Origin of the sequence: Streptomyces sp. LUP47B, from assembly GCF_001746295.1 — a bacterium.
In the GTDB taxonomy this organism is placed as follows: domain Bacteria; phylum Actinomycetota; class Actinomycetes; order Streptomycetales; family Streptomycetaceae; genus Streptomyces.
In genome coordinates this window covers 387,829-411,918 of record NZ_MJAH01000008.1, presented here as the reverse complement: position 1 = coordinate 411,918, position 24,090 = coordinate 387,829, and the positions used below count along the sequence as shown (strand labels likewise).

The window sequence follows — 24,090 nt, the reverse complement described above, 5'->3', positions numbered from 1 at the left end:
CAGTCCGGCGAGGGTGTGGGCCAGGAACTGATCTACATCTCCGCGGCGGTGATCGGCGGCTGTCTGCTGACCGGCGGCGCGGGTTCCGCGATCGGCCCGGTCTTCGGGGCGTTCATGTTCGGCATGGTCCAGCAGGGCATCGTCTACGCCAACTGGAACCCGGACTGGTTCAAGGCCTTCCTCGGCGTGATGCTGCTCGGCGCCGTCATGATCAATCTGTGGGTCAGCCGCACCGCGACCCGGAGGTAACCGCACTATGACAACGACCCACGAGGACACCCTCACCGGGGACACGGAAGCCCAGGACGACGCCCCGGTCGTCGAGTTGAGGGCCACCGGCAAGGCGTACGGCAACATCCGCGCCCTGCACGGGGTCAGCCTGAAGGTGCACCCCAGCCAGGTCACCTGCGTGCTGGGCGACAACGGCGCCGGCAAGTCCACCCTCATCAAAATCATCTCCGGTCTGCACCAGCACACCGAGGGCGAGTTCCTCGTCGACAACACCCCGGTGCGCTTCTCCACCCCGCGTGAAGCGCTGGACAAGGGCATCGCCACCGTCTACCAGGACCTCGCCGTGGTCCCCCTGATGCCGGTATGGCGCAACTTCTTCCTCGGCTCCGAGATGACCAAGGGCCCCTGGCCGATCCGCCGTCTGGACATCGAGAAGATGAAACAGACCGCCGACCACGAGCTGCGCCAGATGGGCATCATCCTCGACGACNGGACCTCGCCGTGGTCCCCCTGATGCCGGTATGGCGCAACTTCTTCCTCGGCTCCGAGATGACCAAGGGCCCCTGGCCGATCCGCCGTCTGGACATCGAGAAGATGAAACAGACCGCCGACCACGAGCTGCGCCAGATGGGCATCATCCTCGACGACCTCGAACAGCCCATCGGCACCCTCTCCGGCGGCCAGCGCCAGTGCGTGGCCATCGCCCGCGCCGTCTACTTCGGCGCCCGCGTCCTCATCCTGGACGAGCCCACCGCAGCCCTCGGCGTCAAACAGTCCGGTGTCGTGCTCAAATACGTCGCCGCCGCCCGCGACCGCGGACTCGGCGTCATCTTCATCACCCACAACCCCCACCACGCCTACATGGTCGGCGACCACTTCAGCGTGCTGCGCCTGGGCACCATGGAACTGTCCGCCTCCCGCGACCGGATCACCCTGGAGGAACTCACCAACCACATGGCAGGCGGCGCCGAACTCGCCGCCCTCAAACACGAGTTGAGCCAGGTGCGTGGTGTCGACACCGAAGCACTCCCCGAGGAGGACGACCTCACCCCACCCACCACCGCCAAAACTCCATCGCCCTGACGTCCGGCCGTCGTCGACGTGGGACGCGCGCCTGAAGGACGGACGACCGAGCCTCTGAGAGTCCTCAAGTCGCTTGGCGAGACCGGAACATGGCCGTCACGATGAGCCGCATGTCGGGAATCGCGGGACTGAACAAGAAACAGAACTTCGTGCTGCTGGTCCGGGACTCGGACGTCGTCGGAGCGGCCCTGAGCCAGGCACTGGCCGAGGCCACGCCCGAGGAGCGACCCGGGCTGGACCGCGCCATGGCACTCGTCGAGTCCACCGCCGCCGCCACCGAGACCGGGCTGCGCGCACGCTGGGTCCGTTCCCGGTGGGCCGCCGTCGGATTCACGGGCGACATCACCTCGGTCGCGGCGGTACGGGCACTGCGCAAGGCGGAGCCGAAGCTCAGCCTGTTGGCTGCTGTTCAGTTGCAGAAGGAGGCGGTGGCCCATCCGGAGTGATCCGGGGGGCCTACGCCCTGTACGCGCCCTCGCCCATCCGGACCGGCAACTTCGATAGGGGGAAGAACTGACCGCCGAGCCCGTGATCAACCCGCCACGCGTCGGGTCAGCAGTGCGATGACCGCGGCGGTGGCGGCGAGCGCCGCGACGCTGGTGAGGGCGACCGGGAGGGAGAACCAGTCGGCCATGAAGCCGATGGCGGGCGGGCCGAGGAGCATGCCGCCGTAGCCGAGGGTGGAGGCGATGGCCACTCCGTCGGGGCCTGCCAGTCTGCCCGCGCGCTCGACGGCGACGGGGAAGAGGTTGGCGAGACCGAGCCCGGTGATCATGAAGCCGAGCAGTGCCGCCCAGACGGAGGGGGCGAGGGCGCCGAGCAGCATGCCGAGCGCGGCCGTGGTGCCGCCGCCCACGAGCGTGCGGGTCCGGCCGAGCCGTTCGAGCAGTCTGGTGCCGGTCAGTCGGCCGATGGTCATGGCGAGCGCGAAACACGAGTAACCGACCGCGGCGACGCCGGGCGTGGCGTCCAGGTCGTGCTCCAGATGCAGGGCGCTCCAGTCGGCCAGCGCGCCCTCACCGTAGGCCGTGCACAGGGCGATCAGGCCGAAGGTGATGACGAGACCGCGGGTGCGGCTGCCCTGGCGACGGGGCGCGGACGTCTGCTGGGGCACATCCTGTCGGGGTGCCGGAGCCGGGATGCGCAGCAGGGTGCGCCCCGCCGCTGCGGTGACGAGCAGCCCGATCGCGGTGAGGCCGAACAGGTGCCGTGTCGGGGACAGGGCTCCGGCGACCAGCCCGCCGAGTCCGGCACCGAGCATTCCGCCCAGGCTGAAGGCGGCGTGGAAGCTCGGCATGATGGGGCGCCGCAGCGCGCCCACGAGATCGACCGCGGCGCTGTTGAACGCGACGTTGATGCTGCCGTACGCGGCACCGAAGATCAGCAGTACGGCGCCGAGTGCCACCGCGGAGTGGGTGAGCGGTGGCAGCGCGACGCTGAGGGAGAGCAGGACGGCGCAGACGACGGTGACCCGATGGGTGCCGTAGCGGCGGCAGAGGCGGCCGGTGAGCATCATGGTGATCACCGCGCCGGCCGAGACACCGAGCAGGGCGAGACCGAGGGCGCTGGCGGAGGCGCCGGTCTGTTCCTTGATCGCGGGGATGCGAACGACCCACCCGGCAAAGACGAAGCCGTCGAGCGCGAAGAAGACGGTGAGGACGATACGGAGTCGGGTGAGGCTGTTGTCCGGCACGGTGATGCGCGTTCGCATTTTGTTTATTAGCGGCACAAAGTCAGCGTAGGCCTGTGCTCGATTGTCGGCAAGGGTGTTCGGGTGAGCGGAGGCTCGCTCAGCCCATCCGCCCGTCCGGCGGCTTCCGCCGTGGCGGTTCACCGTCATCAGATCTGCACCCGCCTGCATGCCAACTTCACTCGCTTACCCACGAGTCCGGTGCGATGACGTCGGATGCTGGATAGCACGGAGCTGCCGGGCGGCTGACTCAGGGCGGTTCCTTGATGACGAGAGGAGCGCTCCTTGTGGTGCTGCCTGGTGCACGGGGTGTCATGGCCGCGGCGGGTCCGGTCGAGATCACGCGGCTCGGTGGGCTGTGGCGGGTGACCCGGCCCTGGCATCCGGGGTTGCGGCCGTATTTACGCAGCTACGTCGGCTACTGGGAAGCGGTGGCCACACCGTACGAGGCACGTTTGGTGCCCTCGGGGCGCGCGACCCTGTTGATCAGTCTCGCCGAGCCGTTCTCGCAGGTACGGCGGCTGGGCGTGCCGGACGCGGGCAGCGGGAACATCGGGTCGCTGGTGGTCGGACTGGAGGACCGGCCCGCGATCTGTACGCATCCAGGCGGTCAGGAGGCGATCCGGGTGGAGTTCACGCCACTGGGTGCGTACCGGCTGTTCGGCCTGCCGATGAGCGAGTTGACGAATCTGGCCGTCGGGACACGGGACGTTCTGGGGCCCGAAGCCGAGGTGTTGGTCGAGCGGATGGCAGCCACTCCCGACTGGGCCGCGAGGTTCGACCTGCTGGACGCCGCGCTGCTCGCCCGGCTCGAGTACGGCCCGCAGCCCACGCCCGAGGTGGCACGCGCCTGGCAGTTGCTCTCCGGTAGCGCGGGGGCCATCCCGATCGCCCGTATCGCCGCCGAAGTGGGCTGGAGCCAGGGATACCTGACCCGCCGGTTCACCCAGCAGATCGGGCTCACCCCCAAGGCGACGGCCCGGGTGTTGCGCTTCCGTCACGCGGTGGCGTTGCTAGGTCGCGGGGCCACGAGTCTGACCGAGATCTCCACGGCCTGCGGCTTCTACGATCAGGCGCACCTCAACCGCGAGTTCCGGGCCATCGCCGGCACCACGCCCGGACAGATGATGACCTCGCGACGCGTGGAGGGGGCGGTGGCGCTCTCCACGAGTGCAAATTTGTCCAAGACCGCGTCGACCGCCGGCCTATAGCGTGCCCGCTTGTACAACCGATGGCCGGTCGGATGGCGCGGGGGACCGTCCGACCGGTCGGCCACGCCGCTGCCGATGCAGCCGGCCGTCGGCGGGGTCGCGGCCGAGGACGCCGGGGCCTCGACCACCGTCAACGCGACGCAGCAGGTGGACGCTCGGACCGCAGAGGTGCCGGACGGCCAGGACACGTCCAACGACTCCGGAACCGATCGACCCACAACGGCACATCGTCATGCACGAGTTCGCTCGCCTCGCCCCACAGCGTCTCCCGGGAGCAACGAGCCGTACTGTCGCGACCGGTGACAGGCCCGCCATGCGCGACTCTGCGGACCCTCCGCCTGCGCTCCCGGCCAGGCTTCCCGGGAGCCGTCCACCACCGAGACGGTTTCGTATCCGACGGCCGCGGGGATAGCCTGGCCGTAGAGTACGAAACAGTTTCGTTTGGATGAGGCGCGCATGGACGGCAACGGTGACGGACGTACGACATCGGCAGGCGCGGCGCCATCGGGCTCCACTCCGCGTCCGCGCCGCAGCCGTCTGACGCCGGAGCGCGAGGCGGAGCTGTACACGAGCGTCCTCGCCCTGCTGCGGGAGGTCGGCTACGACAACCTCACCATGGACGCCGTGGCCACCCGGACCCGGTGCAGCAAAGCCACCCTCTATCGCCAGTGGGCGGGGAAGCCGCAGCTGGTCGCCGAGGCGCTGCGCCACGAGAGGCCCGCCACCCTCGCCGGCATCGACACCGGGTCCCTGCGCGGCGACTTCGCGGCGGTGGTGGCCCAGCTGGACGCGCTGCGGATGGAGCAGGGCACCGCCCTGATGCGGGGCGTCCTCCAGGCCGCCCACGTCCACCCCGATCTCCTCTCGGCGCTGCGTGAACTGCTCGTCGTTCCCGAACTGTGCAGTCTCGAGGCGCTGTTGGGGCAGGCCGTCGAGCGCGGCGAGGTCCCCGCGGACACCGCCGCCCTGTCCTACGTCCCCTACGCACTGCTGGGCAGCCTGATCGCCCACCAGCTGCTGGAGGACGAGTCGGCCGACCCGGCCTTCGTCGGGGCCTACATCGACGCCGTGGTGCTGCCCTGTCTCGGGGTGTGAGCCCGGGGGATCAGCCCAGCTTCTTCAGCAGTTCGACGGCGAGGGGTGCGGAGGACGCCGGGTTCTGCCCGGTCACCAGGTCGCCGTCGACGATCACATGCGGAGCCCAGGGCTCGGACACGTCCACCTGGACGCCGGCCTCGGTGAGCCGGTCCTGGAGCAGCCACTTGGCCTTGTCGGCGAAGCCCGCCTGGGTCTCCTCGGCGTTGGTGAAGGCGGCCACCCGGCGCCCGGCGAACGCGTTGGAGCCGTCGGCCTTCGTCGCCGCGAGCAGGGCGGCGGGGGCGTGGCAGACGACACCGAGGGGCTTGCCGCTCTCCAGGGCGAGGGTGAGCAGTCGGCCCGAGTCCGCGTCGACCGCGAGGTCCTCCATCGGTCCGTGGCCGCCGGGGTAGAAGACTGCCGCGTAGTCGTCGAGGTTCACGTCCTCCAGCCGTACCGGGTGCTGGAGTTCGGTGGCCGAGGTGAGCACCCCGGCGATGCGGTCGGCGTTCTCCTGGCCGCCGTTGACCTCGGCCGCGAGGCTGCCCTTGTCCACGGTCGGCACGACACCGCCCGGGGTGGCCACGACGATCTCGTGTCCGGCGGCCTTGAAGGCCTCGTAGGGGGCGACCGCCTCCTCGGCCCAGTAGCCGGTGGGGTGCTGGGTGCCGTCGGCCAGGGTCCAGTGGTCGGCACCGGTCATCACAAAGAGGATCTTCGACATGGTCGAACCGTAGTCCCGTCCCGCCATAGAAATCCAATAGGCTCCCGCATATGAGGGATAGGAACGCCAATGGCTCGGAGGGTCCGGGGCACGCCGTCGATGCCCCGCTGGACCTGAACCTGCTGCGGACCTTCCTGGCGGTGTACCGCACCGGCTCCTTCACCGCCGCCGCCCGTCTGCTCGGCCTGTCCCAGCCCACGGTCACCACCCAGATCCGCACTCTGGAGCGGCAGTTGGGCCGTGAGCTGTTCGAGCGCCGGGCGCGGGGCGTGACCCCGGCCCCGTACGCGGACGAGCTCGCCGCCAGGATCGTGCAGCCCCTGGACTCGCTCGCCATGGTGGCGAGGCCCGCGGGGGGCGCGGAGAACGCCCCGGCCGAGCCGGTGCATCTGGCCGGTCCGGCCGAGCTGCTGTCCCGGTGCGTCCTGCCCGGTCTCGCTCCCCTGGTGGACAAAGGGGTACGGCTGCGCATCACGCCGGGTCTGACCGAACCGCTCCTGGAGGACCTGCGCGCGGGCCGCCACGACCTGGTGATCGCCACGTTCCGGCCGCGTGGCCGCATCCTCACGGCCGTGCCCCTCAACGACGAGGAGTTCGTGCTCGTCGCCTCTCCCACCTGGGCGCAGCGGCTGGGCGCACCCGCGTCCGTCACGGCCGCAGGAGCACTGCACGGCGTCCCGCTCGTCGCCTACGCCGACGATCTGCCCATCCTGCGCCGCTACTGGCGGCACGTCTTCGGCCGACGTCTGGACCGGCAGCCCGCGGTCACCATGCCGGACCTGAACGCGGTCAAGGCCGCGGTCGCCGGCGGCACCGGATTCACCGTGCTCCCCCGTTATCTGTGCGCCGAGGAACTGCGGTCGGGGACGCTGGTCCTGCTCCACGACCCCGAAGACCCGCCCATCAACACCAGCTTCCTGGTGCAGCGGCCCGGCACCTCCGGCAACCCCCACGTGGCGCTGGTCCGCGACCACCTGCTTCAGGCCGCCCGTGACTGGTGACTCCGTCGATGTCGTCCCCTGACGATGTACTGAAGGCGCGCGAGCAGGGCGTCGCCCTGGGGCACACTCACTCCATGGAGACAGCCGAGTTCATCCAAACCCTGAACCGGGAAGGCCTGTTGCTCGCGTCGGCCGCCGAGCGGGCGGGACCGGACGCCAAGGTGCCGACCTGCCCGGACTGGCAGGTGCGGGACCTGTTGAAGCACACGGGGACAGTGCACCGCTGGGCGCGCGCGTTCGTGGCCGAGGGACACCCCGACCGCGTTCCCTTCCCCGACCAGCCCGATCTCGACGGCGGGGAGTTGCTCGCCTGGTTCCGCGAGGGACACCGCCTCCTGGTCGACGCCCTCGGCTCCGCCGACCCCGGCCTGCAGTGCTTCCAGTTCCTGCCCGCCCCGTCGCCGCTCGCGTTCTGGGCCCGGCGGCAGGCGCACGAGACAGCCGTGCACCGCTTCGACGCGGAGGCGGCCCGCGGCGGCACCCCCGAGGAGCTCGGCCGGGACTTCGCGGCCGACGGCATCGACGAGTTGCTGCGCGGCTTCCACGCCCGCGCGAAGAGCCGGGTCCGCACCGACGAGCCCCGGGTGCTGCGGGTGCGGGCGAGCGACACCGACGGCGCCGTGTGGACCGTACGACTGACGCAGGAACCGCCCGCGGCCGAGTTGGGCGATGCGGGGGACGCCGACTGCGAGGTGTCCGGGCCCGCGGCGCGGCTGTATCTGGCGCTGTGGAACCGGCTGCCGTTCCCGCGGGTGACCGGGGACGTGTCGGTCGCCGGCCTGTGGCGGGAGAAGTCCGCCGTGGGCTAGGACGCCTCCAACATCCTTGTCAGGACCGCGCGTTGCACCGGCAGGGCGTCGCCGTGCAACGCGCGTCCCTTCGAGGTGAGGGACACCCGCACGCCCCGCCGGTCCTCCGGGCACATCCCGCGCTCGACGAGCCCGTCCTTCTCCAGCCGGGCGATCAGCCGCGACAGCGCGCTCTGGCTCAGATGGACCCGCTCGGAGATCTCCTGCACGCGGTAGTCGCAGCCGCCGTCGGCCAGGACGTCCAGCACCTCGAAGTCACTGCCGCACAGGCCGTGTTGATGAAGAGCACGGTCCAGTTCGCACTGCGTGCGCGCGTGCAGTGCAAGGAGTTCCCGCCACCGTTCCGCGAGCTCCTGCTCGGGCTTCTTCGCCGCCATGGGCGGCACCGTAGCAGAGCAGAGGAATTATTGCATCCGAATTAAATGCGCTTGCATTCGATGCATGCGCATGTAGTGTCTTCGGCATGACCTCTCCGCTCACCACCCCCGCGGACCCTTCCTCAGCGGTCCGCTGGACACCCAGGCTCTGGGGCACCCTGCTGGTGCTGTGCGCCGCGATGTTCCTGGACGCGCTGGACGTGTCGATGGTCGGCGTCGCGCTGCCTTCCATCGGCGCCGACCTGGGCCTTTCCACCTCGACGCTGCAATGGATCGTCAGCGGCTACATCCTCGGCTACGGCGGTCTGCTGCTCCTGGGCGGCCGGGCCGCCGACCTGCTGGGCCGGCGCCAGGTCTTCCTGGTGGCCCTCGGCGTGTTCGCGGTCGCCTCCCTGCTCGGCGGCCTCGTCGACTCGGGCCCGCTGCTGATCGCCAGCCGGTTCATCAAGGGCCTGAGCGCGGCCTTCACCGCGCCCGCGGGCCTGTCCATCATCACCACGACGTTCCCGGAGGGCCCGCTGCGCAACCGCGCGCTCTCCATCTACACCACCTGCGCCGCCACCGGCTTCTCCATGGGCCTGGTGCTGTCCGGCCTGCTCACCGAGGCCAGTTGGCGCCTGACCATGCTGCTGCCCGCGCCCATCGCCCTGATCGCGCTCGTCGCCGGACTCAAGCTGCTGCCGCGCAGCACCCGCGAGAAGGACCACAGCGGCTACGACATCCCCGGCGCCGTCCTCGGCACCGCCTCGATGCTGCTGCTGGTCTTCACCGTCGTACAGGCTCCGGAGTCCGGCTGGGCCTCGGCCCGCACCCTGCTGTCCTTCCTCGCCGTGGCCGTACTGCTGACGGTGTTCGTCCTGGTCGAGCGGCGTTCGCCGGGCCCGCTGGTCCGGCTCGGCGTGCTGCGCTCCGGCACCCAGATCCGCGCCCAGCTGGGTGCCATGGCCTTCTTCGGTTCGTACGTGGGCTTCCAGTTCCTCGTGACGTTGTACATGCAGTCGCTGCTCGGCTGGTCGGCGCTGCACACCGCGCTCGCCTTCCTGCCCGCGGGCGCGCTGGTGGCGGTGTCCTCGACGAAGGTCGGCTCGATCGTCGACCGGTTCGGTACCCAACGGTTGATCCCGGCGGGCTTCGCACTGATGGTCGTCGGGTACGCGCTGTTCCTGGGTGTCGACCTGGACCCCGGGTACGCCGCCGCGATCCTGCCGTCGATGCTGCTCATCGGCGCCGCCTGCGCACTGGTCTTCCCCTCGCTCAACATCCAGGCCACCAACGGCGTCGAGGACCACGAGCAGGGCATGGTCTCCGGCCTGCTCAACACCTCGGTCCAGGTCGGCGGGGCGATCTTCCTGGCCGTCGTGACCGCCGTGGTGACGGCGGGCGCCCCCGAGAACGCCACTCCGCAGGCCGTCCTCGACAGCTACCGCCCCGGCCTCGTCGTGGTCACGGCCATCGCCGCGGCCGGACTGCTGATCACCCTCACGGGACTGCGCACCCCGCGCCGCCCACAGCGGTCCGTCGTGGTCGCCAAGTCCACTGTGCGGGAGGCGGAGCGCGTCACGGTACGCGACTAGGGGGACGCCTCCGACACCGTGTGCCCGGCGAGCTGCTTGCTCCGCCGGGCACACGGCTGTGAGACTTCAAATGTGGAGACTTACGGGGGACGCCGGAGCCAGGCCGAGCGGGACGCCATCACCGTCGAGATCGGATACGCGCTGTGCAGTGCGCTGTTCGCGGCGGCCGTGCTCTTCGGGGCGGTGGCCGGACCGGCGCTGCTGTTCGAACTGCCGGGAACCGTCGAGAAGTTGCTGCTGCGCATCGGGCTCGCGATCGCGCCCGTGGTCTTCGTCGCCCGGGTGATCAGCGTGCTCGTGCGCTTCCGGCCGAGCAGCCCTCAGCCCAGCCAGCCGGGCCGCACCAACCCCGACTCGTAGGCCAGCACCACCAGTTGGGCGCGGTCGCGGGCGCCGAGCTTGACCATCGTGCGGCTGACATGGGTCTTGGCGGTGAGGGGGCTGACGACCAGGCGGCGGGCGATCTCCTCGTTGGACAGGCCGATGCCGACCAGGGCCATCACCTCCCGTTCCCGCTCGGTGAGTTCGGCGAGGGCGCCTTCGGCCGCGGGTTCCTTGGAGCGGGCCGCGAACTCGGCGATGAGACGGCGGGTCACACCCGGCGACAGGAGCGCGTCGCCGTCGACCACCGCCCGTACGGCGCGCAGAAGTTCCTCCGGTTCGGTGTCCTTGACCAGGAAGCCGGAGGCGCCGGAACGGATCGCCTCGAAGACGTACTCGTCGAGTTCGAAGGTGGTGAGCATGACCACCTTCACGTCCTTGAGAGCGTCGTCCTCCGTGAGGCGCCGGGTCGCGGCGAGGCCGTCGAGCAACGGCATCCGGATGTCCATCAGGACGACGTCCGGCCGCAGTTCGCGCACCTTGGCGAGCGCCTCCTGCCCGTCGGAGGCCTCACCGGCCACCTCGATGTCCGGCTGCGCGTCGAGCAGGGCCCGGAAACCCGCCCGCACGAGTGACTGGTCGTCGGCGAGCAGTACGCGGATCACCGGTCGTCCTCCTTGGCCTTCACCTTGAGCGGCAGTACGGCGAGCACCCGGAACCCTCCGTCGGGACGCGGGCCGGCCTCGATCGTGCCACCGAGAGCGGCGGCCCGCTCCCGCATTCCGGCCAGACCGTTGCCGCTGCCGCCCGCGTCGGTGCCGGTCGCGGGTCCGTCGTCGTCGATACGCAGCCGTAGCGCACCGCCGTCGTGATCGAGCCGCACGCGCGCGTGCCGCGAACCCGAGTGCCGTACGACATTGGTGAGCGCTTCCTGGACGATGCGGAAGGCGGCGAGGTCCGCGCCGGGAGGCAGACCGGGCGCCGATCCCTCCAGCTCGACCGTGAGGCCCGCGCCCGCCGCCTGGGACACCAGCTCGGGCAGCCGGTCGAGACCCGGTGCGGGGGCGCGCGGCGCGTCACCCGGCGTGCGCAGCGTGTCGAGCACCTGGCGCACCTCACCGAGGGCCTCCTTGCTGGCGGCCTTGATGGTGGTGAGGGCGGTGCGGGCCTGTTCGGGGTCGGTGTCGAGAAGGGCGAGGCCGACGCCTGCCTGGACGTTGATGACGGAGATGCTGTGCGCGAGCACGTCGTGCAGCTCGCGGGCGATCCGCAGCCGCTCCTCGTCGGCGCGGCGCTGTGCGGCCCGGGCGCGTTCGGCGCGGTCCCGGGCCCACTGGTCGCGCCGGGTCCGGGCCAGCTCCGAGACGGCGACGATCGCGACGACCCAGGCGGCGATCCCCCCCTCCTGCCCCCAGGGGGCGGCCGGGTCCCCGGAGGGCGGCAGCCACCGGTAGAGCCAGTGGGCCACCAGGACGTGTCCGGCCCAGAGCATCCCGAGCGCGGTCCAGGCGGCCTTGCGGTGCCCGGCCACGATGGCGTTGAAGCAGGCGAGGGCGACGGCGAGGAACACCGGCCCGTACGGATACCCGGCCCCCAGGTAGAGCATCGCGGCAGCCGCCGTACCGAAGACGACGAGCACCGGCCGCCGGTGCCGCCACAGCAGCAGCCCGGCGCCGATCACCAGCAGCACCCGTGCGAACGCGTCGAGGTCGGCCCGCTCGGCCTGCTGCCGGGCCGCGTAGTTCGAGCCCGCGAGCACGAAGAGCGTGAGCAGCAGGGTGGACAGCCACGGCCACCGGGCCGCCCGGCCCTCGTCACCCGCGCCCTTCCACCACGGCGGTCCCTGCCGCCACCACCGCGGCGCACCGTCCCCGCGTACGCGCTGCTCACCGTCCATGACAGCCACGCTAGACGCCGCGGTCCGGCCGAGGCGTCACCCGAGCGTGGCGATCACCCGTACTCCCGGCGAAGTACGCCGGCCTCCTTGACGAGCGGGCGGCGCAGCGGACGCGGCGCCCACCCGTTCGCCCGGCTGGGGCTCGGCCGGCCGGTGACCTGAGGAAAGAGCGGCCCCTCTATGCCAGCCCCACGCCCCGCGCCAGTTGCGTCACCGCGTGCCGGAAGAACTGTTCGCGGTCCTCCACCACCCGGTTGAACTGGCCGAACAGCTCGAACCCGATCAGTCCGAACAGCTGGGCCCAGGCGGCGACGAGTGCGGTGGCGGCCTCGGGCGAGAGATCGGGGGTGAGGTCGGCGGCCATGCGTTCGGCCTCGGGGCGCAGTTCGGCGGAGAGCGCGAGTCCGGTCAGGCCGGGGCCGCGGTGCGCGTCGCGCACGATGCCGATGAGGAGGAGGCCCACACGGGACGCGGCCGGGACCGTCGCCTGCGGTGCGGTGTAGCCGGGGATCGGGGATCCGTAGATCAGGGCGTACTCGTGGGGGTGCGCGAGAGCCCACCCGCGTGCCGCCTCGCACACCGCCACCCAGCGCTCCGTCGGCCCCGCCTGTGCGACGGCTGCGTGCGCGTGCTCCGCGCTCTCGCCCAGCGAGTCGTAGGCGTCGATGATGAGAGCGGTCAGCAGGTCGTCACGGCTAGCGAAGTAGCGGTACAGGGCGGAGGAGACCATGCCGAGCTCACGGGCCACGGCCCGCAGCGAGAGCTTGGCGGCGCCCTCCGCGGCGAGCTGTCTGCGCGCCTCGTCCTTGATGGCTGCGGTGACCTCGATCCGGGCTCGGGCGCGGGCGCCTTGTGCTGTGCTCATACGCCTCAGTGTCCCATGAAAAGAGAGCGGTGCACACAAACGAGAGCGATGCTCTTGCCTTGAGGGCTCACCTCGTGCAGACTGAACACGGAAGAGAGCAGTGCTCACAAAAGAGAGCGACGCTCTCCCGCATCCTGGGGGTCACATGTCCACGCACGTCCAGAAGCCCGGCTGGTTCACGGTCAACGTCCTCAACCGCTCCGTGGCCTGGCTGACCCGCCGCGGCCTCAGCGTCTGGGGCTCACGGGTCCTGGCCGTCCGCGGCCGCAAGAGCGGCGAGTGGCGCACCACCCCGGTGAACCTGCTGACCGTGGCCGGCGAGCAGTACCTGGTCGCCCCGCGCGGCCACGTCCAGTGGACCCACAACATGCGCGCGGCCGGCGGCGGCGAGCTGCACCTGGGCAAGAAGGTGGAAGCCTTCACCGCCACCGAGGTCACCGACGACGAGAAGGTCCCGCTCCTGCGCGCCTACCTCAAGCGCTGGAAGGCCGAGGTCGGCGTCTTCTTCAACGGCGTCGGTCCCGACTCCCCCGACGCCGACCTGCTCCGCATCGCCCCCGACCACCCCGTCTTCCACATCACGCTCACGAAGTGACCTCGCCGCTCGCGGGCTTCTCGGGGCGCGGGTCCAGCGCGGCCAGCGCCCGCTGGGCCATCGGCCGGCCCCGCACGAGCTCGCCCAGCGAGGTCGAACCCTGGGTGATCTCCTTGAACGCGTTCCACGCGGGCCGGAAGCCGGTCAGGGCCGCGTGGAACAGGCCGGGACGGCGCTCGAACGCGGTCAGCATCCGCTTGCCGACGCTCATCTCCACGCCGAGCCCCGCCTTGACGGCGAACGCGTAGTTCAGCGCCTGACGCCGGGCGTCCACCGCGTCGTGGGCCTCCGCGATCCGCACCGCCCACTCCCCCGCGAGCCGCCCGGAGCGCAGCGCGAAGGAGATGCCCTCGCGGGTCCACGGCTCCAGGAGTCCCGCCGCGTCACCGCACACCAGCACCCGCCCGCGCGAGAGCGGCGAGTCCTCGGCACGGCAGCGGGTCAGGTGGCCGGAGGAGATGCTCGGTTCGAACCCGGCGAGACCGAGCCGCCCGATGAAGTCCTCCAGGTACCGCTTGGTGGCCGCGCCCTCACCGCGCGCCGAGATCACGCCCACCGTCAGGGTGTCCCCCTTGGGGAAGACCCAGCCGTAACTGCCGGGCATCGGGCCCCAGTCGATGAGCACCCGCCCCTTCCAGTCCTCGGCGACGGTCTCGGGCACCGGGATCTCCGCCTCCAGGCCGAGGTCCACCTGGTCGAGCTTCACCCCGACATGCGCTCCTATCCGGCTGGCGCTGCCGTCGGCCCCGACGACCGCCCGCGCGAGCAGCGTCTCGCCGCCCTGGAGGACCACGGCGACGGTACGCCGGTCGGGCACCGACGAGCCGTGCTGCTCGACGCGCTGGACGGTGACGCCCGTGCGCAGCTCGGCGCCCGCCTTCTGCGCGTGCTCGACGAGCTGCTGGTCGAACTCGGGCCGGTTGATCAGCCCGAACAGCATCTGTTTGGAGCGCCGGGTGCGGGTGAAGCGGCCGTTGTTCGAGAAGGTGACCGCATGCACCCGGTCCCGGAACGGCAGCTCGAAACCGGGCGGCAACGAGTCCCGCGAAGGGCCGATGATGCCGCCGCCGCACGTCTTGTACCGCGGCAGTTCGGCCTTCTCCAGCAACAGCACCCGCCGTCCGGCCACCGCCGCCGCGTAGGCGGCCGAGGCCCCCGCGGGTCCCGCGCCCACCACGACGACGTCCCACACCCGCTGTCCGTCGTCCTGCACGCCGTCCGCCGAAGAGTCGTCCGCCGAAGAGTTCTCGCTGCTCACGATGGTCTGCTGCTCCCGATCAAGCCGTTGCCGCACCTGTCTCCCGCATCCTACGGCGGGCCCGCCCACAGACCACTGTGGGAGGATCTACGGCACTCACAGGTACAACGTCGCACCCACAAGGAGCGTGCCCATGTCGTCGAATCCGGTCGCCGAGACCGTCGCCTCGCTGATACCGAGGGCGCGGGCGGAGCTCACCGAACTGGTGGCGTTCAAGTCGGTGGCGGACTTCGACCAGTTCCCGAGGAGCGAGAGCGAGGCCGCCGCCCGCTGGGTCGCGGACGCGCTCACCGCCGAGGGCTTCGAGGACGTGGCGCTGCTCGACACCCCGGACGGCACCCAGTCGGTGTACGGCTACCTGCCCGGCCCCGCGGGCGCGAAGACGGTCCTGCTGTACGCCCACTACGACGTGCAGCCGCCGCTGGACGAGGCCGGCTGGACGACCCCGCCGTTCGAACTCACCGAGCGGGACGGCCGCTGGTACGGGCGCGGGGCCGCAGACTGCAAGGGCGGTGTGATCATGCATCTGCTCGCGCTGCGCGCCCTGAAGGCCAACGGCGGGGTACCGGTCCACGTCAAGTTCATCGCCGAGGGCTCGGAGGAGCAGGGCACGGGCGGCCTGGAGCGGTACGCCGAGGAACATCCCGCGCTCCTGGAGGCGGACACCGTCGTCATCGGCGACGCGGGCAACTTCCGCGTCGGCCTGCCGACCGTCACGGCCACCCTGCGCGGCATGACCATGATGCGCGTCCAGGTCGACACGCTGCAGGGCAACCTCCACTCGGGACAGTTCGGCGGCGCCGCCCCCGACGCGCTGGCCGCGCTGATCCGCGTACTGGACTCGCTGCGCGGGAAGGACGGCACGACGACGATCGACGGGCTCACGCCGGACGCGTCCTGGGACGGTCTCCAGTACGAGGAAGAGCAGTTCCGGGCGGACGCCAAGGTTCTGGACGGTGTCGAGCTGATCGGCGACGGCACGGTCGCCGACCGCATCTGGGCCCGCCCGGCCGTGACGGTCCTCGGCATCGACTGTCCGCCGGTCGTCGGCGCCACCCCGTCGGTGCAGGCGAGCGCCCGCGCGCTGGTCAGCCTGCGGGTGCCGCCGGGCATCGACGCGGCCGAGGCGACCAAGCTGCTCCAGGCGCACCTGGAGACGCACACGCCGTGGGGCGCGCGGGTGCGCACCGAGCAGATCGGCCAGGGCCAGCCGTTCCGCGCGGACACCACCAGCCCGGCGTACGCGGCGATGGCCGACGCGATGGCGGTGGCCTACCCGGGCCAGGAGATGCAGTACGCCGGCCAGGGCGGCTCCATCCCCCTGTGCAACACCCTCGCCGGGCTCTACCCGCACGCCGAGATCCTCCTCATCGGCCTGAGCGAGCCCGAGGCCCAGATCCACGCCGTCAACGAGAGCGTCTCCCCCGAGGAGCTGGAGCGCCTGTCGGTGGCGGAGGCCCTCTTCCTGCGCAACTACGCGGCTGGCTGAACCGCCGCCTCTGCTGTCGGCAGAAGGCCCTCGTCCACGGACGGGGGCCTTTCTACGGTCGTGCCATGGACGTCATCGAGCTGCTCCCGCACCTCCGCCTCCTGCGCTTCCCGGTCGGCCAGGCCTATCTCTGGCGCGACGGCGACGAGTCGACCCTGATCGACTCCGGCCCGGCAGGATCCGCCGTGCCGATCGCCGCCTGTCTGCGAGGGCGCCTACGACGGATCGTGCTCACCCACTTCCACGAGGACCATGTGGGCGCGGCGGGCGAGTTGGCCGCGCTGACCGGCGCCGAGGTGCTGGCCCACCGGCTGGACGCGCCCGTCGTCCGAGGCGAAGCACCGGAACCCTCACCGGTGTTCGAGGACTGGGAGCGCCCCCTGCATGCGGAAGCCCTACGGCACCTGCCGCGGGGCGAGTTCGCGCGGCCGTCGCAGCTCACCGAGCTGTCCGACGGTGATGTCCTCGACTTCGGTGGCGGGGCAAGGGTCGTCCACGTCCCCGGCCATACACCCGGCAGCCTCGCGCTCCATCTCCCGGAGCACGGGGTGCTGTTCACCGGGGACGCCGTGGCCGCCTCGCCTGTCGACGGGAAGGTGATGCTCGGCGTGTTCAACGTGGACAGGGCCCAGGCCCTGCACTCCTTCGAGCAGTTGGCGGAGCTCGAGCCGGACCTCGCCTGTTTCGGCCACGGGGGACCCATCATGGGCCCATGGTCTCCCCCACCCGTCTCAGCGCCCACGCCGACACCGCCGCCTCCCTCGCCCTCCTGAGCGACGACGCACTCGCCGACCTGGTGGCATCCGGCACACCGGCAGGCACCGGCATCGGCGGACGGGCGACCCTGCTGGAGGTGGACGGCGTACGGGTCTTCGTGAAGCAGGTGCCGCTCACCGCCACCGAGCTCCGGCCGGACCACGTCCGCTCCACCGCGAACCTCTTCGAGCTGCCGCCCCACTTCCACTACGGGGTCGGCGCGATCGGCAGCCCAGGCTTCGGCGCCTGGCGTGAGCTGGCCGTGCACGAGATGACGACCGACTGGGTGCGCTCGGGCAACTTCCCGGGCTTCCCGCTGCTGCACCACTGGCGGGTGCTGCCGGTCCTCCCGCAGCCGCTCCCCGGTGACCTCGCCGACGTGGAGCGGTGCGTGGCCTATTGGGGCGGTGGCCGCGACCGCGTGGAGGCACTGCGCACGGCGTCCGCGAGCCTGACCCTGTTCCTGGAGTACGTTCCGCACACCCTCCACGACTGGTTCTCCACCCAACTGCGCACCGAGAACGCCGAGTCGGCCTGCGCCCTCGTGGAGCAGGGCCTCGAAGCCGTCACCGACTTCCTCCGGGAGCAGCGGCAACTCATCCACTTCGACGCCCACTTCGGCAACATCCTCACCGACGGACACCGGCTCTACCTGACCGACTACGGGCTGTCCCTGTCGAGCCGTTTCCAACTCACTTCACATGAAAGCGACTTCTACACCCGCCACCAGAGCTACGACCGCGCCTACGCCCTCTCCTACCTGGTGCACTGGCTGGTCGTCGACCAGTACGGCCTCGGCCGGGACGAGCGCGAGGAGTTCATCCGCTCATGCGCCGACGGCAGGCGCCCCGAGGCGATCCCCGAAGCGGCCGCCGCACTCATCTCGCGGCACGCCCGACTTGCCATCGTGGTCGGCGACTTCAACAGGCGACTGGAGCAGGAGAGCAGGCTCACGCCGTACCCTCACGACGACGTCGAGGCGCTGTCCTCCAGTGCGGTCAGGCCCGGATCGAGCACGATGTCCTCCTCGCGGGCCCCGACGCTGGGCTCCTCCGGGAAGTGACAGGCCGTCAGGTGACCCTCCGCGTTGCCCGCCACCCGCACCAGCGGCGGCTCCTCGGTCGCGCACCTGTCCTGGGCCTTCCAGCAGCGGGTACGGAAGCGGCAGCCGGACGGCGGGTCCACCGGCGAGGGCACGTCCCCGGCGAGCCGGATGCGCTCGCGCCGGCGGACGCCGTCCGGATCGGCCTCGGGCACCGCGGACAGCAGTGCGTGGGTGTAAGGGTGCCGCGGCCCCGTGTACAGCGTCTGCCGGTCGGCGACCTCAACGATCTTGCCGAGGTACATCACCGCGACCCGCTCGCAGAAGTGCCGTACGACAGCGAGGTCATGGGCGATGAAGACGAACGCGATGCCGAACTCCCGCTGGAGGTCCTGCAGCAGGTTGACGATCTGCGCCTGGATGGAGACGTCCAGCGCCGACACGGGTTCGTCGGCCACGATGAGCTTGGGCCGCAGCGCGAGCGCGCGGGCGATCCCGATGCGCTGGCGCTGGCCCCCGGAGAACTCGTTGGGGTAGCGGTTGTAGTGCTCGGGGCTGAGGCCGACCGTCTCCAGCAGTTCCTGGGCGCGCTTCTTGTGGCCCTGCGGCGGGTTGATGCCGTTGAGCCGCATCGGCGTCTCGACGATCGTGCCGACCGTGTGCCGGGGGTTCAGTGAGGAGTACGGGTCCTGGAAGATCATCTGGAGGTTCCGGCGGGCCTCCTTCATCCGGTTCTCCGGGATGTGGGAGATGTCCTCGCCGTCGAACACGACCTTCCCGGCCGTGGGTTCCAGCAGCCGGGTGATCAGCCGGCCCGTCGTCGACTTGCCGCAGCCGGACTCGCCGACCAGGCCGAGCGACTGGCCCGCGCCGACCGTGAAGTCGATGCCGTCGACGGCGTGCACGGCGCCGATCTGCCGCTGAAAGACGATGCCGTGGCGGATCGGGAAGTGCTTGGTGAGGCCGCTGACTTCGAGCAGGTGCTCCCCGGCGGCGGGCTGAGTGGTGCTCACGGCATGCTCCTGTTCGTCCGCCGCGGTCACTGCGCGGTCCCGGCGGCCGTACGAACGCGGATCTCTTGCCTGGTCTCCGGGGTGAGGTGGCAGGCGGCGAGGTGCCGGCCGGTGCCGGGGACGGCCACCAGCTCGGGCCGCTCCGTCGCGCAACGCCCCTCCGGCACCCAGCCCTTGTAGGTGCAGCGGGGATGGAAGGCGCAGCCTGCGGGAGGGGTGATGAGGCTGGGCGGTGACCCGGCGATCGGGTTCAGCCGCCGTTCGACGTCCCCGGTGATCTGCGGCATCGACTCCAACAGCCCCCAGGCGTAGGGGTGCTGGGGTTCCTTGAGTACGTCGCGCACGGTGCCGTACTCGATACGGCGGCCGCCGTACATCACCAGGATGTCGTCGGCGATGTCGGCCACCACACCGAGGTCGTGGGTGATGAGGATGACGGCGGAGCCGAACTCCTCCTGGAGATCGCGGATCAGGTCCAGGATCTGTGCCTGGACGGTGACGTCCAGGGCCGTCGTCGGCTCGTCGGCGATGAGCAGTTCGGGATCGCAGACCAGGGCCATGGCGATCATGGCGCGCTGGCGCATGCCGCCGGAGAACTGATGGGGATAGTCCCGGATGCGGCGTTCGGGCTGCGGGATGCCGACCCGTTTCAGCATCTCCACGGCCCGCTCCCGGGCCTCCTTCTTCGAGACCTTGTGGTGGACCCGGTAGGCCTCGGCGATCTGGGCGCCGACGGTGAAGTAGGGGTGCAGGGCGGACAGCGGGTCCTGGAAGATCATGGAGACGGTCCGGCCGCGCAGCGCGCGCATGTCGTGCTCCGGGAGGGCGACCAGGTCCCTGCCGTCCAGCCGGATCTCCCCGGAGACGACCGCACGCGTGCCCTTGTGCAGTCCGAGCAGGGCCAGCGAGGTGACCGACTTCCCCGAGCCGGACTCGCCGACGATGCCGAGGGTGCTGCCCTTGTCCAGGGTGAAGGAGACTCCGTCGACGGCCTTGACGATGCCGTCCTCGGTCGGGAAGTGCACGCGCAGGTCCCGTACGTCGAGGAAGGGGGCGGCCGCGGGATCGACGTCCGCCGGTTGCGGTGAGGTCTGCAGGGACACGGGGTTTTCCTTGCTGCGGTGAGGGGGCTCAGGCGAGGCGGACACGGGGGTCGACGAGGCCGTAGACCACGTCGACGACCACGTTGGCGAGCACGACGAAGGTGGCCGCGAAGAGCGTGGTGCCGAGGATGACGGGCAGGTCGGAGTTCTGCACCGAGTCGACCGCGAGCTTGCCGATGCCGTTGATGCCGAACACCGACTCGGTGATGACCGCGGAGCCGCCGATCAGCGAGCCGACGTCCATGCCGAAGATGGTGAGGATCGGGGTGATGGCGGCCCGCAGGCCGTGCTTGAGGACGACCTTGCCGCTGGACAGGCCCTTGGCCCGGGCGGTGCGCATGTAGTCCTCGGCGAAGACCTCCAGCATGGAGGAGCGGGTGAGCCGGGTGTACAGCGCGAGGTAGACGATGACCAGGGTGGCCCACGGCAGGATCAGGCCCTCGAACCAGGCGCCCGGGTCCTGGGTGATCGGGGTGTAGCCGGAGGCGGGCAGGATCTGCCACTTGTCGACGAACAGGTAGAGCAGCAGCAGCCCGACGAAGTAGATCTGCACGGAGACACCGAGCAGGGCGAGTCCCACCGCCGCCTTGTCGGCGGCCTTGCCCCGGCGGACGGCGGCGAGCGTGCCGAGGCCGACGCCGAGGATCAGGAAGAACACCGCGGCGCCGAGTCCGAGCGAGAGGTCGGCGGGGAAGTCGCCCAGCAGGGTGCTGAGGACGGGGGTGTCGGTCTGGAAGGAGATGCCGAGGCAGGGCGCTCCGCAGTGCACGCGCAGGCTCTGGTCTCCGTAGTCACGGCCGGCGAAGAGGCCCTTGAAGAACTCCCAGAACTGGGTGAGGAAGCTCTTGTCGAGCCCGAGCGAATGCTGGATCTCGGTCAGCCGGGAGGGCGAGCAGGTCTTGCCGCAGGCCAGGAGTGCGGGATCGGACGGCAGCGCGAAGAAGATCACGAAGGTGATCACGGTGATCACCAGCAGGATCGCGGCCGCTGCCAGCAGGCGCCGGATGAGGTAACGAACCATGTCGTGCTGGACCTGACGTGAGAGGGGGTGCCCGCCGGCCGGGGGCGCCGGCGGGCCGAGGAGGGGTGCGTCAGCTCTTGACGTACACGTGGACGAGGCTGGGCTCGGCGAGGATGGGGTCCGGGATGACCCCGCCGACCTTGGAGCCCGCCAGTTCGCTGAAGTTCATGTACATCAGCGGGACCACCGCGGCGTCCTTCATGATCTGCTCGTCCAGGGCGCCGTAGGCGGCGTCGGCCTGCTTGACGTCGGTCATCTTGGCGATCTTGTCGATCTGCGCGTTGACCGCGGGGTCGTTCAGGTACGCCTGGTCCTGGTTGGACTGCGGCAGCTTGGCGATCTGCCGTCCGTCGAAGAGCACGGGCAGCACGGTGGAGGCGTTCGGCCAGTCCGCGATCCAGTCGACCCAGGTCAGGTCGTACTGGTTCTTCACGTTGTCGATGTTGCTGAAGTAGTTCGACGCGTCGATCGGGGTGATGTTCACCGTGATGCCGATCTTCCCGAGCGACGTCTTCACAGCGTCACCGAAGTGCTCCAGGGTCGGTGTGTTCTCCACCGCCAGCGACATGGTGAGCTTGGGGTTCCCGGCCTGCTTCATCAGCGTCTTGGCCTTGGTGAGGTCGCCCGCGGGGTTGGTGCCGTAGAGGTTGAACTTCTGGTAGCCGTCTATGCCGGGGCTGATCATGGTGCTCGCGTAGTCGCCGTACGCCGAGCCGCCGAACGCGCCGCGGACGGTGGTCTTGTCGATCGCGTACTCGATGGCCTGACGGACCTTCAGGTCCTTGGTCCGGGTGGTGTTGATCGCGAGGTAGTTGATGCCCGGGGCCGGGATCTTGTAGAGGCGTGACTTCAGTGACGGGTCGCTCGAGATCGTCGTCAGATCGGAGCCCGCGATCGGCCACTGCATGATCGAGGTCTGGGCGGTGCCGGCGTCGGACTTGATCTGCTGGTCGATCGCCGACTGGTCCTGGCCGAGTTTCACGTCGATCTCATTGACGTTCTGCTGCCGGATCGGGTCGGTCGACTGCTTCCAGTGGGTGTTCCTGACGAGGACGACTTCCTTGTTCTTGGTGTACGACTTGATCATGTACGGCCCGTCGGACCAGATGTGTGTGTCGTACGTGGACCCCGTGTCATGGGCCCTGGGCACCCCGGACCAGCCGGGCATGGCGGTCGTCTCGTTGAAGTCCGCGACGGGCTCGCCGAGATGGAACACGATCGTGGACGCGTCCGGCGTCTGGATGGAGGCGAGCTCCTTGCCCGAGTAGGGCCCCTTGTAGGAGGAGCCGCCGACCAGCCACTGACTGGCGTACGGCGGACCGCCGTTGATGTCGGGCGAGAAGGTCCGCTCGACGCCGTACTTGACGTCCTGCGCGGTGACGGGCGTGCCGTCCTGCCACACGATGCCCTTGCGCAGGTGGAAGGTCCACACCGTGTCGCTCTTGCTGGGCGTTCCGGTGTCGGTGGCCAGGTCGCCGACGAGCTTGGGCTGGGAGCCCGTCTCGTCCCATCCGGTCAGGGTGCGCACGAGCTCCTGGTCCATGCTCGAACCCTCGGTCGTGTAGGGTGCGCTGGGGGTCGAGGTGGTCGAAGTCGGCGTGGTCGAGGACAGTCAGCGTGCCGCCCTTGGTGGGGGAGCCGCTCCCGGTGGTGCTGGAGGAGCCCCCGCATGCGGTGGCCCCCAGGGCGATCGCCACGGCGGTGGCCGCGAGCGCGATCGAGCGCCTTCTGCGCGTCATTGGGTGGTACTCCGTTTCTTCTACGGCTCGGCGGTGCGACCCGGGTGGGGTCGTGCGTGCCGGTGTGGAGGGGGACCGCGTCAGCTGCGGGCCGCGCGGGGATCGAGGGCGTCCCGGACTCCGTCTCCGAGGAGGTTGAGCCCGAGGACGAGGACCAGGAGCAGGACGCCGGGGACGAACAGGTACATCGGGTCCTGGAGGAAGTACTGGGAGGCGTCCGACAGCAGCGCCCCCCAGTCCGGGTTGGGCGGGATGACACCCACGCCGAGGTACGACAGGGCCGCCTCGGTGGTGATGTTCTGGGGGACGGCCAGCGCGAAGGAGATCAGGACCGGCGCCCACAGGTTCGGCAGCAGTTGCCGGAAGAGGATGTGCCACCGGCCGGCGCTCATGATCCGCGCGGCGTCGACGAACTCCCGTTCGCGCAGGGACAGGACCTGCCCGCGCACCAGCCGGGCGGTGTAGGCCCAGGCGAACACCGCGATGTTGAGGACGAGGACCAGCAGCCGGAGGTTCTCGTCGGTGCCGCCGTGGCTGTTGGTCTGCATCGCGTTCTGGATGACCGGGGTCAGCGCGATGATGAACAGCAGCTGCGGGAAGGCCAGCATCACGTCCATGATCCGCGACAGCACGGAGTCGACCCAGCCACCGGAGTACCCCGCGGCGAGGCCCGCCACGACACCGACGACGGTGGACAGCACGGCCGAGGCGAAGCCGACGAGGAGCGAGGTGCGCAGGCCGTACACGATCCGGGCGAACAGGTCGTAGCCGGTGCCCGGTTCGACCCCGAGCAGGTGGGTGAGGCCGATGCCGCCCAGCGCGCCGCGCGGGAAGTTGCCGGTGTCCGGGTCGATCGCCTTGCCGTCGGGGGTGATCGGCCCCCAGCCGGTGATCGCCGTCAGTACCGGAGCCAGCAGCGCGACCAGGATGAACAGGACGGTGATCACGAACGCGACCAGGGTGACCTTGTCCCGTCTGATGCGCCGCCAGGCCATACGGGCGGGCGAACGCCCGGTGATGACCGTGCCGTCGCTCGGCGGGCGCGGCGACGGTTCACCGGCTTGCGTGGTGCCGGCGCCGGCGGGCATCGGCTGCTGTTGCGTCGTCATCGTGCGGACGTCCCGGGTATGTGCTGGGGATGGCGCGGAATTTTCGCCGTCGCCGGCGGACAGGGTCTCGTCATGGGGCTGTTGGTTCCCTGGGGGAAATGCGTC

24 protein-coding genes and 2 pseudogenes are annotated in these 24,090 nt (G+C 70.5%); 14 read left to right on the top strand and 12 right to left on the bottom strand.

From position 1 onward, the window contains the following. The 4 genes and pseudogenes from BFN33_RS26230 to BFN33_RS26215 form a co-directional block, all read left to right on the top strand. Window positions 1–249: pseudogene (locus tag BFN33_RS26230) on the top strand (ABC transporter permease); the annotation flags it as partial. Between the two features lie 7 nt (window positions 250–256). Next, a pseudogene (locus BFN33_RS26225) lies at window positions 257–721 on the top strand (ATP-binding cassette domain-containing protein); the annotation flags it as partial. A 1-nt stretch (window position 722) separates the two neighbouring features. After that, window positions 723–1,314: ATP-binding cassette domain-containing protein (locus BFN33_RS26220; protein ID WP_141757994.1), on the top strand; the 592-nt coding region annotated here is incomplete at its 5' end. A 110-nt stretch (window positions 1,315–1,424) separates the two neighbouring features. Further along, window positions 1,425–1,760 carry a hypothetical protein gene (locus tag BFN33_RS26215; protein ID WP_069762634.1) on the top strand — a complete coding sequence of 112 codons (336 nt, stop codon included), beginning with the start codon at window positions 1,425–1,427 and terminating at the stop codon, window positions 1,758–1,760. Window positions 1,761–1,846: 86 nt separating this feature from the next. Here the strand turns inward: BFN33_RS26215 and BFN33_RS26210 are convergent, their stop codons facing one another. Continuing rightward, window positions 1,847–3,025, bottom strand: coding sequence for an MFS transporter (locus BFN33_RS26210; RefSeq protein ID WP_069762598.1), 1,179 nt, complete (start codon window positions 3,023–3,025; stop codon window positions 1,847–1,849). Window positions 3,026–3,297: 272 nt separating this feature from the next. On the opposite strand from BFN33_RS26210, the gene BFN33_RS26205 reads away from it, so the two are divergent. Together BFN33_RS26205 and BFN33_RS26200 are read left to right on the top strand one after the other, a co-directional pair. Further along, on the top strand, window positions 3,298–4,215 hold the full coding sequence (locus BFN33_RS26205; protein WP_069762633.1) for an AraC family transcriptional regulator: 918 nt from the start codon (window positions 3,298–3,300) through the stop codon (window positions 4,213–4,215). Between the two features lie 456 nt (window positions 4,216–4,671). Beyond that, window positions 4,672–5,310: a TetR/AcrR family transcriptional regulator gene (locus BFN33_RS26200; RefSeq protein ID WP_079141016.1), complete on the top strand. Its 639-nt coding sequence runs from the start codon at window positions 4,672–4,674 to the stop codon at window positions 5,308–5,310. A 10-nt stretch (window positions 5,311–5,320) separates the two neighbouring features. On the opposite strand, the gene BFN33_RS26195 is transcribed toward BFN33_RS26200, so the two are convergent. Further along, on the bottom strand, window positions 5,321–6,016 hold the full coding sequence (locus tag BFN33_RS26195; RefSeq protein WP_069762631.1) for a type 1 glutamine amidotransferase domain-containing protein: 696 nt from the start codon (window positions 6,014–6,016) through the stop codon (window positions 5,321–5,323). Window positions 6,017–6,066: 50 nt separating this feature from the next. Here BFN33_RS26195 and BFN33_RS26190 point away from each other — a divergent pair, with 50 nt between their 5' ends. After that, complete coding sequence (locus BFN33_RS26190; protein ID WP_069762597.1) at window positions 6,067–7,017, top strand: LysR family transcriptional regulator; 951 nt, start codon at window positions 6,067–6,069, stop codon at window positions 7,015–7,017. Between the two features lie 74 nt (window positions 7,018–7,091). Next, the gene (locus tag BFN33_RS26185) at window positions 7,092–7,826 is read left to right on the top strand and encodes a maleylpyruvate isomerase family mycothiol-dependent enzyme (protein ID WP_069762630.1); all 735 of its coding nucleotides are present in this window, start codon (window positions 7,092–7,094) and stop codon (window positions 7,824–7,826) included. Here the strand turns inward: BFN33_RS26185 and BFN33_RS26180 are convergent. After that, window positions 7,823–8,203, bottom strand: coding sequence for a MarR family winged helix-turn-helix transcriptional regulator (locus BFN33_RS26180; protein ID WP_069762596.1), 381 nt, complete (start codon window positions 8,201–8,203; stop codon window positions 7,823–7,825). The two genes, BFN33_RS26185 and BFN33_RS26180, sit on opposite strands and share 4 nt — an antisense overlap. Window positions 8,204–8,289: 86 nt before the next feature. Here BFN33_RS26180 and BFN33_RS26175 point away from each other — a divergent pair, with 86 nt between their 5' ends. Together BFN33_RS26175 and BFN33_RS26170 are read left to right on the top strand one after the other, a co-directional pair. Continuing rightward, entirely contained in the window at window positions 8,290–9,777 is a 1,488-nt protein-coding gene (locus BFN33_RS26175; protein ID WP_069762595.1) for an MFS transporter, read from the top strand. 72 nt (window positions 9,778–9,849) lie between these two features. Continuing rightward, window positions 9,850–10,137, top strand: coding sequence for a DUF6332 family protein (locus BFN33_RS26170; protein WP_069762594.1), 288 nt, complete (start codon window positions 9,850–9,852; stop codon window positions 10,135–10,137). On the opposite strand, the gene BFN33_RS26165 is transcribed toward BFN33_RS26170, so the two are convergent. From BFN33_RS26165 to BFN33_RS26155, 3 genes are all read right to left on the bottom strand, one after another. After that, window positions 10,098–10,763 carry a response regulator transcription factor gene (locus tag BFN33_RS26165; RefSeq protein WP_069762593.1) on the bottom strand — a complete coding sequence of 222 codons (666 nt, stop codon included), beginning with the start codon at window positions 10,761–10,763 and terminating at the stop codon, window positions 10,098–10,100. The genes BFN33_RS26170 and BFN33_RS26165 overlap by 40 nt on opposite strands. Continuing rightward, window positions 10,760–11,995, bottom strand: coding sequence for a sensor histidine kinase (locus tag BFN33_RS26160; RefSeq protein WP_088245395.1), 1,236 nt, complete (start codon window positions 11,993–11,995; stop codon window positions 10,760–10,762). The genes BFN33_RS26165 and BFN33_RS26160 overlap by 4 nt, the downstream gene beginning before the upstream one ends. 178 nt (window positions 11,996–12,173) lie before the next feature. After that, a complete protein-coding gene (locus BFN33_RS26155; RefSeq protein ID WP_069762591.1) occupies window positions 12,174–12,860 on the bottom strand; it encodes a TetR/AcrR family transcriptional regulator in 687 nt (228 codons plus the stop codon). 145 nt (window positions 12,861–13,005) lie between these two features. Between BFN33_RS26155 and BFN33_RS26150 the strand changes: the two genes are divergently transcribed. After that, window positions 13,006–13,455: a nitroreductase family deazaflavin-dependent oxidoreductase gene (locus BFN33_RS26150; RefSeq protein ID WP_069762590.1), complete on the top strand. Its 450-nt coding sequence runs from the start codon at window positions 13,006–13,008 to the stop codon at window positions 13,453–13,455. Here BFN33_RS26150 and BFN33_RS26145 read toward each other — a convergent pair. After that, on the bottom strand, window positions 13,445–14,713 hold the full coding sequence (locus tag BFN33_RS26145; RefSeq protein WP_069762629.1) for a geranylgeranyl reductase family protein: 1,269 nt from the start codon (window positions 14,711–14,713) through the stop codon (window positions 13,445–13,447). The genes BFN33_RS26150 and BFN33_RS26145 overlap by 11 nt on opposite strands. A 133-nt stretch (window positions 14,714–14,846) precedes the next feature. On the opposite strand from BFN33_RS26145, the gene BFN33_RS26140 reads away from it, so the two are divergent. The 3 genes from BFN33_RS26140 to BFN33_RS26130 all read left to right on the top strand — a co-directional run bounded on the left by BFN33_RS26140 (window position 14,847) and on the right by BFN33_RS26130 (window position 18,021). Beyond that, the gene (locus BFN33_RS26140) at window positions 14,847–16,202 is read left to right on the top strand and encodes a dipeptidase (RefSeq protein ID WP_069762589.1); all 1,356 of its coding nucleotides are present in this window, start codon (window positions 14,847–14,849) and stop codon (window positions 16,200–16,202) included. Between the two features lie 65 nt (window positions 16,203–16,267). After that, entirely contained in the window at window positions 16,268–16,975 is a 708-nt protein-coding gene (locus BFN33_RS26135; RefSeq protein ID WP_069762588.1) for an MBL fold metallo-hydrolase, read from the top strand. After that, on the top strand, window positions 16,915–18,021 hold the full coding sequence (locus BFN33_RS26130; protein WP_069762587.1) for a hypothetical protein: 1,107 nt from the start codon (window positions 16,915–16,917) through the stop codon (window positions 18,019–18,021). The genes BFN33_RS26135 and BFN33_RS26130 overlap by 61 nt, the downstream gene beginning before the upstream one ends. Here BFN33_RS26130 and BFN33_RS26125 read toward each other — a convergent pair. The 5 genes from BFN33_RS26125 to BFN33_RS26105 all read right to left on the bottom strand — a co-directional run bounded on the left by BFN33_RS26125 (window position 17,922) and on the right by BFN33_RS26105 (window position 23,985). Then, window positions 17,922–19,043 (bottom strand): ABC transporter ATP-binding protein, encoded by a 1,122-nt coding sequence (locus BFN33_RS26125; protein ID WP_069762586.1) that lies wholly within the window; start codon window positions 19,041–19,043, stop codon window positions 17,922–17,924. The genes BFN33_RS26130 and BFN33_RS26125 overlap by 100 nt on opposite strands. Further along, on the bottom strand, window positions 19,040–20,116 hold the full coding sequence (locus BFN33_RS26120; protein WP_069762585.1) for an ABC transporter ATP-binding protein: 1,077 nt from the start codon (window positions 20,114–20,116) through the stop codon (window positions 19,040–19,042). The genes BFN33_RS26125 and BFN33_RS26120 overlap by 4 nt, the downstream gene beginning before the upstream one ends. A gap of 28 nt (window positions 20,117–20,144) precedes the next feature. After that, window positions 20,145–21,137: an ABC transporter permease gene (locus BFN33_RS26115; RefSeq protein WP_069762584.1), complete on the bottom strand. Its 993-nt coding sequence runs from the start codon at window positions 21,135–21,137 to the stop codon at window positions 20,145–20,147. Window positions 21,138–21,207: 70 nt separating this feature from the next. Beyond that, entirely contained in the window at window positions 21,208–22,680 is a 1,473-nt protein-coding gene (locus tag BFN33_RS26110) for an ABC transporter substrate-binding protein (protein ID WP_256122874.1), read from the bottom strand. Window positions 22,681–22,956: 276 nt separating this feature from the next. After that, complete coding sequence (locus BFN33_RS26105; protein WP_069762583.1) at window positions 22,957–23,985, bottom strand: ABC transporter permease; 1,029 nt, start codon at window positions 23,983–23,985, stop codon at window positions 22,957–22,959. Window positions 23,986–24,090 lie beyond the last annotated feature (105 nt).